Here is a 14,549-nt window from a genome sequence, read left to right on the forward strand (position 1 = left end):
CAAATTCATCAAGGTCTATTCAAGCTTTAGATTTGCCTATAAGTTCTCAGACTCCAGTAATTCCATTTTTCGAGGGATTGACATTCCCTGCCGGATTAAGCAACCCGAGAATTACATACGGGTTAGTATCTGCCTGCTTCATTTCATTCAGGGTAGCTTCGTCAATATCCATTACTGAAATCACCGAAACAAGACACTCTGTATCCCAGTTTTCCCTGTCCATAAGCCAGAGATCAGCTAAATATTTCGAGACCCAGGCAGGATCATCGGCTTTTGCCCCGCATTCCGCATTGACAATATTAAAGTCAAACCCGAGCACCACGGCCTTCATAGTTCCGGCATTTTTATCCGCAACCACGAAGATGCCTGCTGGAGAGTTACCAATTGCTTCTTTTTCATCATCTGTCAGTGCGGACATCCAGACTCCTCCTTTTCCTGGAGTTGCATCCCAGCGCTTTACGAAAACATCTTCCTTGCACCAGTTAGGGCAGGAGAAAACCGTATAACTTACTCCTTCTTTAAGTGAATAATTTTCTTCCATCCAGTTTGCAAGCACAAAACCGCTGGAAACTCCGGGACAGAAGTGGTTATGGAGTTCCAGACACTGCATAAGTTCATAGTCGAGCTTCCCGGTAGCCCAACCGTTTGAAATCGTAAGAATGGCAAACTCGCGCCCGTCAAATACCGTTGCATTTACCTTTTCATTCCAGGCAGCTCTCGATTCCGGGCTTTTTGAAAGCAGATCAAAATCTATGTTTTCCGTTACCTTGTAGCTAATCTGATTTTTGCTTTCATAAGAAACCTCGATAAAAGTGCATTTGCCGCTGGATTTATCGAAGAATGCGAACCAGAGAGGACTGTTCCTTGCGTTCTGGACTACAAGAAGATTCTTTGTGTACAGGAGATCCCTGCCATAAAACTCCGAGTAGAAATCGTCCAGGAAAATATAAGATTCCGCAGGAGACCCTATATCCGTAATAATAAGTGTGTCATCCGATCCGATACCTCCAAGATCTGCTTCGGCTGCATCAAAGACCTGAGCCATCAAATTCGAGTTACTACCTTCAGCTGCCATCCCAGGGATAGACCCGAGGGAAAAAACGAGTGCTGTCAGGAAAAAAAGACAGATAAATTTCGCTTTAATTCTTTGTATATTTATCACGCCTGTTCCAATCATGCTTTTTCCTCTACTACTCATTAAATCAGATTTCTTCATAGCCTGACCTTAAAAATAACACTTAATAGAAAATAACGCCTAATATGTATGACGAAATTTATTTCAAGTATTTTTTAGTATTACAAACAATAGAAAAAGTGTTACATAAAACTTTCGGATTTTGTTAACATTGAGAATATGCGGAGAAATATAAATAAGAAAAAATCGGCATTAAAAAGTGAGCAAAGAAGAGTGATGAAAAATAATGAGAAAATAATGAGAAAATAATGAGAAAAGATAAAATAAGAAATTAATAAGGACAGACAATAGTATCGAAGAGCCCTACTACGATCTCTGCCAGTTCCTTGCTCTTTTCAGTTGAGGTCATTATGGTGTCTGCGCGGATGGCACGGCATCCAAGTCTCTCAAACGCGAATTCGTCTGCCTGATCCCGCTCATCGAAAACAAAGACATCCAGGAAGTCCTGATAATACTCCGCAACTCCCATTGAAGAGACTTCAAGCCCCGACGCCTGCATCAGTTTCCCGGCAGGCCCGCTGACAGGGGCATTGCCAATGATCGGGCTGACTGCCACGATCTTTTTCTTTTGCAGCAGGTCTTTCATGCCTGGCAGAGAGATAATCGGACCTATACTCGTGATCGGGTTACTTGGCCCTATAAGGATATTGTCGTCATTCTCCAGGGCTTCGAGCACTTTGGGAGAAATTGAAGCTTCGGAAACTCCCCTTATGTCAACTCCCAGTACTTCGGGTTCTCCATGTTTCCCGATCCAGAAGTCCTGAAAATGCATCGTTCCTTCAAAAGTTTCTATATAAGTGGAAACCGGATCGTCAGACATGGGCAAAATTTTTGCGTTAATTCCGAAAATAGATGCAAGCTCTAAGGTCGCGTCTGTAAGGGAGATTCCGCGTCTGAGAAAATTCGAGCGGATAATATGGGTTGCCCTATCCCGATCCCCAAGTTTCATGCATTCCGTGACGCCAAGTTCCTGCATACGCTCATAGGTCAGAAAGGTATCTTCTTTTATGCCCCACCATCTTTTTCGGTCGATCTGGTCTGAAAACAGATAGAGCACCGTATCCAGGTCAGGACAAATCATATTTCCCGAAACCCAGAGGTCTTCGGCAGTATTTACAACAACGGTCAGTTCCTCCGCGGGGAGGATTTCCTTGAGTCCGTCAAGGAGCTTTGGAGTTCCGGTGCCGCCTGAAAATATAATCATGATAGTACCTTTTCCGGCTTTCATTTAAACTTTCGGGTAGCGGGTATTTCTGCAAAACCTCAGTACCAGAGTAATAGTAACAACAATATATAATGAAATCTGTCTAAAGAATAATGAAGGTTGTCCTTGATCCCGTACACGGTTATATCGAACTGGATGATTTAGCTCAGGATCTTCTTTCCACACCCCAGATGCAGCGCCTCAGGAGGGTAAGACAACTTGGTTTCTCAAACCTTGTCTACCCGGGAGCGAATCATACGCGTTTTGAGCACTCGCTTGGAGCAATGCACCTTGCCTCCGCGCTGACCAGGAATCTCGACTCGATTGAAGAGGACAGGAAAACCGAGATAAAAGCTGCTACCCTCCTGCATGATGTAGGGCATGGACCCTTTTCTCATGTTACCGAGAACGTTATTGACAAATACACGCGGCGCAGGCACGATGATGTAAAAGGAATCCTGGAGAAAGGGGAGATAAAAGAAGTCCTGAGTAAATACGGAATTTCTCCCGGAAAGGTTGTAAAACACATAAAAGGAGAGACTTCCCTGGGGCAGATCCTTAGCAGCGAGATTGATGTGGACCGGATGGACTATCTTGTTCGGGACGCCCATTACACAGGTGTGGCTTTCGGGGTCGTGGATTATAATCGCCTGATAAATCAGATGAATTTTTACGAGGATAGGCTCGTTGTAGAATATGGTGGTTTGAAAGCTGCCGAATCCCTTCTTGTCTCACGCTTCTGGATGAACACATCGGTTTACTATCATCATGTAACCAGAATCTCGGAAGCTATGTGTTCCAGAGCAGTGGAATACATGATCGAAAATAATGAGCTTGACCCGCTCAGGCTCAGGCAGATGGATGATATAGACCTTGTTGCAGCCATGCGAAATGCAACCGGGTATGCAGGAGAACTTTCACGGCTCCTGGATGCCCGTAAGCTCTATAAGAGGGCATTATACGTGGGCCTGGAGGATACAGGAAAAGCCGTACTCAGGCACCGTGACCGGATCCGAAGGGCGGAAAAAGAAATTTCAGAACTGGCCGGGGTTGACCCCGAATACGTGCTTGTGGACATTCCAAAGACGCCTGAAATGCTCGAAATGCGGGCCATGATAAAGACCGACCACAAAATGATCCCTCTTAACGAGGCTTCCCATTTCGTATCCATCCTTCAGGAAGCCCATATGGATAACTGGAGAATGGGGGTATATAGCCTGAAAGAGCACTGTGAAGCCGTAGGAAAGGCCGCCAGAGACTATTTTGATGTTAAAAAATCCGTAAAACAGTTTAAACTCAGTGATCTCTGAAGCGGACAAAAGGAAATGGAAATTTAAAGGAAAAAGGGGATTCCTTAATATAAGGTCTGAACTTAACAGGTCTGATGCCGCTTATAGAGCGGATAAGGCTTGAAAAGAAAACCTGAAAAGTTTGAAGGGCCGAGGTAGGAATTTGTTTCAGATTAAACGCAAAGTGGGGAAAATCGAAATATTACTTGACGCAAGAAAGCTTGGAGAAGATTACCTGCTGACCCTTACAGGTGGAGAGAAACATGTGGGAGCTGTTGCCGTAGGACTTTTTGATGAAAAAAGCCAGAGAGCTAGTTCATCGGTGATAACAATGCCCGGGCATCGGGAGGAATATCTTGCCCTCAAAGGGGCAAAGCAGGTGAGCAGGGCCACTAGGAAAACCTCGGTATTTGTTGTCGGAATACACCAGGATAATATCAGCCCCGAGGAAATAAGGGACATAGTCTCAGCCGCAGGGGAAATGGTGGAAAGCTTCATTGCCTTTTATGAAAAAGAAGACGAACCGCAGGGCAATATAAAGACTGAGATAACGGCCGAAAAATGAATAACGGAAATAATGGTAAAGAAACGAGTAATGGAAGTAAAGGTCGAGAATTGAATAATGGAAACAATTGCAGATATTAACGGCAGGGATAAAATGGAGATAACGGTAGGGATCAGCGGAGCCTCAGGAGTCCAGTACGGAATTCGCCTTCTTGAAGTACTGGCGGAAAAAGGAATTAAAACTCATCTGGTTTTGACGGATGCCGCAAGCCAGATAATAAGGATCGAAACTGATTACACCCTCGAAGCAGTGGAGAAACTTGCAACCTGGAGCTATGCCCAGAAAGACTTCTCAGCGCCAATAGCCAGCGGCTCTTACAGGACAGCGGGAATGGTTATCGCTCCCTGCAGTATGAAAACTCTTGCAGCCGTGGCAAACGGGGTATCCGACACCCTTCTTACTAGAGCTGCAGACGTCTGCCTCAAAGAGGAGAGAAAACTCATTTTAATGACCCGGGAAACCCCGCTCAACCTTATACATATCGAAAACATGCTTCGGGCTAAAAGAGCAGGGGCAAGCATCCTTCCAGCCTGTCCGGGCTTTTATTCACGACCCAGAACTCTCGAAGACCTCATAGATACGATGGTCGGAAGAGCCCTTGACCTGCTCGGGATAGAAAACGAAATTTATCACCGCTGGAAATGAAGAAAACAATCCCAAGAGAAATCAGGAAATCCGAACCGATCAGGCAGAAGAAGTTTCGATTTTCGAAAAAGAATTTTTCAGAGAAGCATGACAGGCCCATGTTCTAACGAAAGCTATATAAAGGATAATCTCCTTTGAGAGGAGGTACCCCCTGGGATAGTAGGGTAGCTTGGTCCATCCTCGAGCGTTTGGGACGCTTGGACCGCGGTTCAAATCCGCGCTATCCCATTTAGATATTTTTTCTATATTTTTCTGAATTTTTCCGCACTTTCCTGTATTTTTCTACATATTTCCTACATATTTTCTACATATTTTCTCATCTCGTTCTACCATTTTTTCTGCTTATCTCCTCTTTTCTGGGCTTTCGGAGAGGGGACATACTCAACAGTCAAAGATCCTGAACACACACAGCCATGCAGGAAAATACACCGTTACCCTGACGGTAGAAAATGCTAAGGCAGCAGCACCCTGACCGCTTCTGGAGATTTCACGGTGTCTAAAAGTAGATAACCAGATTAAAGAAGATAAAAAGGAAAAAAGTTACGTGCATGGATTTCTTCGCCTGTCCGGGAAGTAAGGCCGAGGTGCGGAAAAGATTATAGATTTTTACTATATAGAGAATAGTATAAGAATAGTATAAGTTTCGTTTTAGGACAAAACCAGGGTTATAGAAGGTAATAGAGTATTCTGTATTCGCCTAAAAAAGTCACTACTCCTGCTTGTTCCTTAAAACTTTATTTAATTTCAGTATCACTATTTACATTACAAGCTCAAAGTATGATATTTCTTTGAATTCATATCTTAGAAATACTTTCTTGCATACTTTATCCAGCTAAAAAACCTTTCTATTGCACATTTCTTTTTGAACCTGCTCCAATATACGTTATAGCCGTTCTCTCTTTTTTCTTTCTATTTCTGAGATTTACAGGTATATTGTAATTAATTCCTCTTTATCGGTATTAATATTTTAGAGTTTTAAAATGCACAGGGATCAAATTCGGGCTTATAGCTGCGAGTATGGCCTTACGAAAACTTTTCAGGCAAAATGTGGGCAGAATTTACAGCTGCATTTCTGGCTCGCATTTGGAAACTTGGTAGCAAAAACTCTGCGACAGTCCTGGCTTACAGCCCGGGACTATCACAATATGGGCGCACTATCAAAAATTAGCACATGCTTAATTTATCCCCGATTTTCAAAAAGTCGATTGAGATGTTAATTGTTAGAGACTTTGGTCATACAAATTATATGGATGTTTAAAAGTTGTAATGTTTGGAATTCAATCGGATGTGAAATGAAAGATTGGAATCCAGAATCCAGAAGCTCGATTAGTTACTTACAAAACGTGATCTAGAGAAGTAGTTTTGAGTTTTTGAATCAACTCCGGATCAGGATTGTTATCTTCATAGATGTTAATAATTTGTAAAAAAAGCAAGCATCTTCAGGCCATTTGTGAAACGCCATTATCTGACAGTTCGGTGCTGTTATAGTTTAATCACAGGAGCCTGACGCATAGAGTCGGTTATAAAAGTCTTGTTTTGACCAAAACAGGAATAACTTTGAAAAGGAGTGTGAATAGGTGCAAAAAGAAACCTGTATACTTTTGCAAAAAACGATTCCTGAACTAGTATGCATTATATTTACATCAGTTCTGCTAATATCATTATTTTCACTTTCGGCTTCGGCTGAAGATGTAAGCTCGACAGCCAGTATTACTGGGACAGCAAAAATCTCAACCGTTTTGTCCTCAAAGATTGCTGAAAGTTCAGAGGCTGAAAAAATTCCAGTAATTATAGTATTACCGGATCAACAGAACAAGTTTAATACTGCTGACGGGAAATCTCAAATCGCGAGTGGTCAGAAAGCTCTGATAAAGTTCCTCGAGAGTGAGAAATCAAACAACAAAGTAGAGAAGATAAAATCTATTAAAATCGTCAATGCCGTTGCAGCCCGAGCAACACCTGAGGTTTTAGCTTCTCTTGCCGAGAGATCCGATGTCTGGAAGATCGAACTTGATCAGGTTGTTTCTTTAGTCGAACAGCCGGAATCTTCCTCCACAAAAGTAAAAGTATCGGCTGCCACGCAGAATGCGGCCTCTGTAAATGCGTGGGGAGTTGATAAAATCGAAGCGCCTTCAGTATGGCAGCAAGGTGTGAATGGAAACGGAATAATCGTTGCTGTCGTGGACACAGGAATTGATGCACAACATCCCGATCTTGACGATCTTGATGACAACGCTGATACAGTCGACCCAAAAGTTATCGGCTGGATTGACTATGTAAATTCGAATTCTTCCCCATATGACGACCATGGGCACGGTACTCATGTAGCCGGAACCATTTCGGGAACCGGTGCTAACGGGATTCGGACCGGAGTTGCACCGGGAACAAAGCTAATCGGAGCAAAGGTACTTGATGCATACGGTTCCGGGTATTTATCCGACTGTATGCTTGCCTTTGAGTGGGCAGTCAATAACAATGCCCGTATTATAAGTTTCAGTGCTGGAGGATCACATGACTGGACATTTACCACTACAATAAATAATGTTGTGGCAGCAGGTGTAATTCCTGTCATAGCGGCTGGCAATTCAGGACCTGAGTCTTATACAATCCTGTGTCCGGGTGACGAGAAAAACTCGACCACTGTCGGTGCGACAGATACCTCCGATACAATAGCCTATTTTAGCAGCCGCGGGCCTGTTATTCTTGACGGGCAGACTTACATTAAACCCGATGTTTCTGCGCCAGGAGTAGATGTAACTTCAACCCTTCCGGGCGGTCTATATGAGGACTGGTCCGGAACCTCTATGGCAACGCCGCATGTTTCAGGCACTGTGGCCCTAATGCTGGAAAATAACCCGTCTATGAAACCGTGGGAGATAAAACAAATTTTACAAAATACGGCTGTCGATCTCGGACCGACAGGGAAGGATAGCGATTACGGTTCAGGCCGGATCAATGCATATCAAGCAGTGTTCGGCAGTACAGACCCAGTTCTGCCTGTAGCTGACTTTGGGAGCAATATAACGGAGGGGTATGCTCCTCTTGCGGTCCAGTTTACGGATCTTTCGGAAGCTGCAACCGGAAGGAACTGGGATTTCGAAAACGACGGAATTGTTGACTCTACAGACGGGAATCCGATTTATGTGTACACAACTCCCGGAACTTACACCGTCAATCTCACCGCAATTAATGAAAATGGTATGAGTTCGAAGCTTGCCGAAATAACTGTTCTTGAACTGCCAATTCCTGTTGCTGATTTCTCTGCAAAACCTGCTTCCGGAAATGCGCCCCTTAAAGTAAGTTTCAGTGATATGAGTACGGGTGCGCCTGCTTCCTGGTTATGGGACTTTGGGGATGGTAGCACTTCAACCGACAAGAATCCAACACACACCTATTCGACCGCAGGAAAATACACGGTAGGGTTAACAGTAGAGAATGCAGTTGGAAGCAGTACGGCAACAAAATCCGACTATATAAGTGTCACAGTGAAAGTTCCGACTGCAGATTTTTCCGCATCCGCGACCTCAGGAAAGGCCCCGTTGAAAGTGCAGTTTACGGACAGGAGTACAGGTTCACCTACTTCCTGGAGATGGACTTTTGGAGACGGGACATACTCAACCCAGCAGAATCCGAAACACACATACACTAAAGCCGGAAGATATGCTGTCAGCCTGACGGTAAAGTGTCCTGCAGGCAGTGATACCAAAAACGTGCCCGGATGTATTACAGTATCCAAAAAATAAATGCCTTAAAGTGAAAAACAAAAAGGAAATTCCGGAGCTGAAGAAGTAGAAGAGAAGTACGGATTCAGAAGGAAGTAAAGATTTAGAAGAAAGGTAAGGGTTTAGAAGAGAAAAGGATTTTTTCCCGAATCCCGGCTGATGGGGGAATTACGTGGAATCCTGACACGGATTAAAGAATTCTGATCTGGATGAAAGGCAATTCCCCCAGTTGATGAAACACAAATTACACGGGTTTATCCAGGCAAAGATTAAACTGGTTTTCCGCATTTTACCCGGCAGAGACCTGACCATATTTTCCACTTTACGTTCTCAGCTTCCATATTTTTCCGTATTAATTTCACCGCGATGCAAATCAACCGAAGTACCCTCAGGCAAACGGATTCTCAAGAAGCCGGTCTAAGCTTCATGCCTGAAAGATATCAGCGGTGCCTGACCACGCAATTTGAAAGCCCGACTATCTCCACGATATCACTGTTGTCCGGGGAATGGATTATCATCTGTCCTTTTTTAAGATAGGGAATTCTACGTTCGTATTCTTTAGGAACTTTAAGAGATGTAATAGCTGCATCATTGTTGAGATTAAGGATCAGTTTTGTATTTACCTGTTTGAAAACCGTATCATCAATATCCTGGGGGTCCTGGGTGATTAAAAAGAGCCCCAGTGCTTCTTTTCTTCCCTGGCGGGCTGCATCTGCAAAACGGGAGATAATAAGGCGGGAGTGTTCCCCGTTTGCCTTGGAGAGGTAGCGATGGGCCTCATCCAGGGCCAGGATGATAGGAGTTTCTTTAATAGCTTTTTTACCTGTAGTACTCAACTTATTGTCCACAATCAGGCTCATAATTGTGAGCACTATAAGGTCGCGGATTCTAGTGTCGCTAATGTATTCTGTAGGGAAAACCGAAATCTGCCCTGGCTTGAAGATTTTACCCAAGATGTCAGTAACTGGAAGTGCATCCTGATCAAATACTTTTGAAAATGAGGAACTCTTTACCTTCCTTACAATTCCATCATAAGAAGACTCATGAATTTTCCCGCTGTCAATGTAATGGGAGCGTGTACCTTCATTGTTAATATGGTTAATGAAATCGAGGTAAGTGCCATGCACTCTTGACTTGAAGAAATCTTCAAGAAGCACTTCAAGCCCTATGTACTGGAGTTCGGTCATTCCAGCTGCCGCAATTAACCAGTAATTCTCCTTTACAAAAGAGAAAGGAATAGTAAACTCGGATTGGTCAGCCCTTGACTTATCCCCCGGATATTTCTGCCCTGCAACTTTCGCCACAAAAGTTTTTGTATGTTCCACTCCACCATAGGCTACTTTTTCGGATTCGAGCCGGAATTTATCGTCCTCACTTAAGGTTTCGTTGTCCTCGAAAAGCTGGGAATACTCGTCCTGAGGATCCATAATTACCAGGCAGGGGTTCGGGTTCTTTGTTGATTGATCAGAAGAATTCCGGAGTTTATACCTATTATTTTCATTCATGAACTGGCGGAGGATGTTCTTTGAGAGAAAAGTCTTTCCTGTTCCCGTACTCCCACAAATGAGCATATGCCTGAAAACAAGAGGATCACCCATTAAGTAGTCATTTCTAAGATAATATGCAACTGTTTCGGGTTCAGAATGGGTTTTTAAAAGTTCACCCCCAACACTGAGATGGCCGAGAAAGATTCCCTTTTCAGGAATATTGAGCCCTATCTGAACCTCAAACCTGTCCGTAATCGGAAGGATCGGAGTGTTAGGGCGAGGAATCCGGTCTGCCATCCTTCTCGAGAGTACTCCATCTGTTTTCAGGTAAAGAATGCAAAGGGGATCAAGACAGGTAAGGAACTTATAATCTGCTTCGTTTATGGGATTTGCGCGGGCACTAAGGGTACGCATTGAATGGATTTCAGTTGCGTCATCAGTTACAAACTCCTGCCTGTACTGGAGCTTTCCAACTTTGGCAAAGAGTTTTTCTCCATCCTCATAGGGCACAAAAACGTAGGTTCCGAGCCTTATCTCGCTCCTTCTGGCAGATTTGATGTAACCGGTAATTACGGCTCCAGTGGGAGTTATTTCTAGAGGTTCTATTCCTGTGGTGACAATTCCAAAAGCCTCGTATATAGATGAGGAAATGCTGGAAATCCCTGTATCGTGATCATCGAAAAGTTTAAAGGGAAGTTCATCAAGGTCTTCTAAAGAAGGGATTTCTTGATTTGTAGTATATTCGGCCGGGGCATCTATCTGAGCAGGACAACAGATGTCTTGAATTTCTGAAGAAAAACTCGAGATATTAATGCTATACTCCGAATCAATTTTACTACTTCCCTTTGAATCAGGATTATCCTGTTTCTTTTTCGCTTCAGGGATGAAAGTCGTGATGTCAATATCTTCATACTTTTTCAAATTGATAGCCCCTTGAATTACTTTAGATTTATAATAATCATTTTGACAATTGCTTGAACTTATTATGTTTCGTACCTAGAGTCCCATCTGGAGTCGTTAAAATTGAGATCTGGATTCATATTTACAAACTGAGTATCAATTTCTTTTTTTTCAATTTTTCTTATTTTGGCGATAGAATCTGCTTTAGTGAGAGTTAATGGAGACCGGTTTATGGAAATATCAAAAAGGACTTTTTTTTGGATGCTTTGTCTAATTTTTTCATCTTTAATAAGCCCATATGGCGCTTCTATTTTGAAAACAGACTTTTTTGACGGCTCGTAAACCATAAAAAAGCATATTGCATAATCTTCAGGTGGAAATTTATGACGAAATGAACTTTCTACAGCAAAAGGAGAAGTTGAATTCAGAAGATTTTCATAAAATTTTTTTGGTTGATGGAACCAATTTGTGTATGAAATATATCCATTTGCTGATAGAGATGTGAGTTTACTTTTAAAACTTGATCCTTTAGAAGATAAAGTTTGAGGATATTTAAGAACATTTTTAAAAAATTGAGAGTCTAAGATCCAAGGAAGATCAAAAGGAACTTTTTTTATCTTTAACGCATTCATTATCTGTACATCAACAGGATTTTTTACAAAACCGATTACAGGAGTTTTTTTCTCTAAGAAGTAATCCATAATGTTAATATAATTTTGAAGAATAACCTGTGCATATTTATTCTGTTTAATTTTTACTTCTTTATTTGAAATTACCATCCAGTACATGAGTTGTTTTGGATAAAGTGGACCGTCCATTATAAAGAAACCAGATGGATCAATTTTCTCTAACATAAAAAGAATATGTTCAGACTCTACTAAGTATATACAGAGACTGTGGACTAAATCTGGAACACGTTTCTCTAACTCATCAGGCTCTATTTTAATTAGCTTGGCACGACCCCAACCATCATCAAAACTCTCCCATCCATTGGTTGTAGGCATTGCCGTTTTAAAGCTAGAGGAGTATGTTGAGCAAACAATTGTTCTGTGTCTATGCAGTTCTAAGTTAGTAGGAGTTGCCGCAAGTGCGCAGTGGCAAAAATCTACGAAGACTCCATTATCGTAAGTCATTGGATTTGTACTTCCACTATCGCAGGCATAGGTTAAAGGATACGGATCCTCGCATTGAGCCATAAGTTCGGTTCTGACCACACCCCTATAGAGCCGATCTATTGCTTGAAGAATAACTTTTCCCTCCACTGTCAACTCTTTAAGCAATTTATAGATATCTGCAGCTGTCTTTTGTTCATCGGGATCATAAGTAGCATCAATCCTTTTTGCAAGCTCCGATATCTTACGCATATGCACGGGCTCAAGGGTCATGGATAAAAGATACTTTAATGAGTTTATATATTTGTTGAGTGGAAAGAGAGAAAATACAGATACTTTACTGAAAACCCACAAATTATAGAATGAAGGTAACCAATTTACTAAGACATCCATACAAAGCTGCTATGAAAAAAGATGCGAGTGTGTTTTGCTCAATTAAGAATCATCATAAGTCGTTCCAAACAATTTATGAGAAGGAGTGAGCACACATACCGCATTGTTTAAAATTGTTTGCATAGTAGTCTGATCCGTATCCCCAAATTTACTGTCAATTGTTCCCTCTTCATTCAAAGTAACAATATATTGGAACCTTTTATTTAATTTAACTTGCTCCAAAAACTTACACGTTTCAACGAAGTGTGCCTTGTCCATACCATTAAAAATCCCATCGTGAATTAAAAATCTAGGACATTTTATATCTTTGTCTATTGCATGAAGTAATATTGTAAGATCATACAATAAAGTCCTGCCTCGAGTATTACCTTCGGAACATACAGCAGGAACATTGACCAGTATTTCCATTTTTGCATCAGTATTGTCTTTGAACTCTATTGACAAATTAGACTTATCGCTTCGGCCATTGTATATGGAGTCGTGTATCCAAAGAAACGTTTTACTTAAATCGGAAATTTGAGACTTTATTTCAGCTAAAAAAGTGAAAATTTCTTTAGATAAGTTAGAATCTTCGATTTTTAAACCTAATTTTTGATTATTTATATCATTATAAACTTCAATTTTTCCTTCTAATTCATTCAAAGATTCTCTTTTTTTGCTTATTAATAAATAAGCTTCTGATAAGTCGCTTATTGCATTTTGATTTGATAAAAACGTGAATAATTTTGCCCTCTCGCTATCCAGTTCAGAAATTTGTTTTTCTCTTTTTTCGATATTTGATTTAAGATTCTTTATTTCATCGGAAAGAAATTCCTTTCTAGATTCGGAAAGTTTTTTTCTAAATGCAATGGCTTCATCTAATGTTTTCTTAATATTTTGGCCTAAACATTTGTCAAACTCTCGATACAGATTGGAAACCTTTATCGAACTGACGTTAATATTCAACTTGGAGCTTTCTTCATATGCTTTTAATTTTTTTCTATCCGAAAAGTTAAGTAGACTTAACTCCTTAATTTCTTTAGTTAAATTATTAGCCTGTGTTTCAACATCTTCATATTGTTTTTGAAGCTTAAATTTAGATATTACTACTTCTAGATCCTTAATTTCCTTTTTATAAGTTTCAATCTTATGATTTGCTTCAGAAATATTCTGTGTACCATATCCTTCAAGTAACTGCTTTAGGGCTTTTATAACAGCTTCTTTCTTTTTAAGGCTGTCTTGGACGATGTAATTTTTATGTATAAGAACGTTATCGATTCCCATTAAATAAAAATGATATTGATATAACTCAGTTAAGCTTGTCTCTTCAATATATTGTATCGGATCTGCAAATTTTTTACTTTTATAACGCTCGATTTTTATAAAAAATGAAATTAGTTTGCGGAACCATTTATTTTCATATTTCCCGGGATAATTATTATTCGCAAAAATCAAATCACATAGTACTTTTTGAAGTTCACGCAGCTGATACGTTTCAAAAAAACCTTCGGAACCGAATTCTATTTTAGTTGGAGTAATAACGTTCCTTTTTACTGTGTATATTTTTCCCTCAATCTCAAAATCTAAAACGATATTATAGTCTCTCATTAAAGGATTGGCTTTATGGAGTCTTCGATTATTTTTATTATAAGAAGACAACAAACAAAAGTCTATTAAATCTAAAAGTAAAGATTTTCCGATACCATTTAAAGATTCCTTAGAATCGCTATCTTGATCTTTTTTTCCATAAACAAAGTTAATGCCATCTATAAATTCAATTTCTTCAAATAATCCATTTGGTTCGCAGTATAATTTTTTTAAGTACATGGTGCTCTTTTCAGCCTTATATGATATCCATACAGTTCGATTATTTCAGCTAACCATAGAAAAGTAAGAACATCGTAGTATTGCTCTAAACCTATTGATTTTTTATCCTTCATTTTAATAAATAAATCCTCAATGTTATATGTGTCCTTTTTTAATAGCGCTATCACATCTGCACCTATAACAAGGAGATTTTTTTCGAGCTTCTCATAATTAGCAGGGATCAGCACTAAT

General features: G+C 40.7%; 10 protein-coding genes and 1 tRNA gene. 5 read left to right on the forward strand and 6 right to left on the reverse strand.

What is annotated here, in order from left to right:
• Positions 1 to 46: 46 nt before the first annotated feature.
• Together ACPK8D_RS07325 and cofD are read right to left on the reverse strand one after the other, a co-directional pair.
• Entirely contained in the window at positions 47 to 1,177 is a 1,131-nt protein-coding gene (locus ACPK8D_RS07325; protein WP_424717197.1) for an FmdE family protein, read from the reverse strand.
• A gap of 289 nt (positions 1,178 to 1,466) precedes the next feature.
• Entirely contained in the window at positions 1,467 to 2,399 is a 933-nt protein-coding gene (cofD, locus tag ACPK8D_RS07330) for a 2-phospho-L-lactate transferase (RefSeq protein ID WP_424717243.1), read from the reverse strand.
• A 113-nt stretch (positions 2,400 to 2,512) separates the two neighbouring features.
• Between cofD and ACPK8D_RS07335 the strand changes: the two genes are divergently transcribed.
• The 5 genes from ACPK8D_RS07335 (at position 2,513) to ACPK8D_RS07355 (ending at position 8,641) form a co-directional block, all read left to right on the forward strand.
• Positions 2,513 to 3,709, forward strand: coding sequence for an HD domain-containing protein (locus ACPK8D_RS07335; RefSeq protein WP_424717198.1), 1,197 nt, complete (start codon positions 2,513 to 2,515; stop codon positions 3,707 to 3,709).
• Between the two features lie 142 nt (positions 3,710 to 3,851).
• Positions 3,852 to 4,253, forward strand: a complete 402-nt coding sequence (locus ACPK8D_RS07340) for a hypothetical protein (protein WP_424717199.1) — start codon at positions 3,852 to 3,854, stop codon at positions 4,251 to 4,253.
• A 93-nt stretch (positions 4,254 to 4,346) separates the two neighbouring features.
• A complete protein-coding gene (locus tag ACPK8D_RS07345; RefSeq protein WP_424717244.1) occupies positions 4,347 to 4,898 on the forward strand; it encodes a UbiX family flavin prenyltransferase in 552 nt (183 codons plus the stop codon).
• Between the two features lie 153 nt (positions 4,899 to 5,051).
• Positions 5,052 to 5,126 (forward strand) — tRNA-Pro (locus ACPK8D_RS07350).
• Between the two features lie 1,349 nt (positions 5,127 to 6,475).
• Positions 6,476 to 8,641 carry a S8 family serine peptidase gene (locus ACPK8D_RS07355; RefSeq protein ID WP_424717200.1) on the forward strand — a complete coding sequence of 722 codons (2,166 nt, stop codon included), beginning with the start codon at positions 6,476 to 6,478 and terminating at the stop codon, positions 8,639 to 8,641.
• Positions 8,642 to 9,060: 419 nt separating this feature from the next.
• Here ACPK8D_RS07355 and ACPK8D_RS07360 read toward each other — a convergent pair whose 3' ends face one another.
• From ACPK8D_RS07360 to ACPK8D_RS07375, 4 genes are all read right to left on the reverse strand, one after another.
• A complete protein-coding gene (locus ACPK8D_RS07360; RefSeq protein ID WP_424717245.1) occupies positions 9,061 to 10,830 on the reverse strand; it encodes an ATP-binding protein in 1,770 nt (589 codons plus the stop codon).
• A 260-nt stretch (positions 10,831 to 11,090) separates the two neighbouring features.
• Complete coding sequence (locus ACPK8D_RS07365; RefSeq protein ID WP_424717201.1) at positions 11,091 to 12,392, reverse strand: DNA double-strand break repair nuclease NurA; 1,302 nt, start codon at positions 12,390 to 12,392, stop codon at positions 11,091 to 11,093.
• A 162-nt stretch (positions 12,393 to 12,554) separates the two neighbouring features.
• Positions 12,555 to 14,318 (reverse strand): DUF2326 domain-containing protein, encoded by a 1,764-nt coding sequence (locus ACPK8D_RS07370; RefSeq protein WP_424717202.1) that lies wholly within the window; start codon positions 14,316 to 14,318, stop codon positions 12,555 to 12,557.
• Positions 14,309 to 14,545, reverse strand: coding sequence for a hypothetical protein (locus ACPK8D_RS07375; RefSeq protein ID WP_424717203.1), 237 nt, complete (start codon positions 14,543 to 14,545; stop codon positions 14,309 to 14,311). The genes ACPK8D_RS07370 and ACPK8D_RS07375 overlap by 10 nt, the downstream gene beginning before the upstream one ends.
• Positions 14,546 to 14,549 lie beyond the last annotated feature (4 nt).

The organism is Methanosarcina sp., assembly GCF_049706645.1.
Taxonomy (GTDB): Archaea; Halobacteriota; Methanosarcinia; order Methanosarcinales; family Methanosarcinaceae; genus Methanosarcina.

What these genes read in the sequence shown, in the direction of transcription:
- ACPK8D_RS07325 (WP_424717197.1), bottom strand. Translation starts at nt 1,177, where the DNA reads ATGATTGGAACAGGCGTGATAAATATACAAAGAATTAAAGCGAAATTT.
- cofD (WP_424717243.1), bottom strand. Translation starts at nt 2,399, where the DNA reads ATGATTATATTTTCAGGCGGCACCGGAACTCCAAAGCTCCTTGACGGA.
- ACPK8D_RS07335 (WP_424717198.1), top strand. Translation starts at nt 2,513, where the DNA reads ATGAAGGTTGTCCTTGATCCCGTACACGGTTATATCGAACTGGATGAT.
- ACPK8D_RS07345 (WP_424717244.1), top strand. Translation starts at nt 4,347, where the DNA reads ATGGAGATAACGGTAGGGATCAGCGGAGCCTCAGGAGTCCAGTACGGA.
- ACPK8D_RS07365 (WP_424717201.1), bottom strand. Translation starts at nt 12,392, where the DNA reads ATGACCCTTGAGCCCGTGCATATGCGTAAGATATCGGAGCTTGCAAAA.
- ACPK8D_RS07370 (WP_424717202.1), bottom strand. Translation starts at nt 14,318, where the DNA reads ATGTACTTAAAAAAATTATACTGCGAACCAAATGGATTATTTGAAGAA.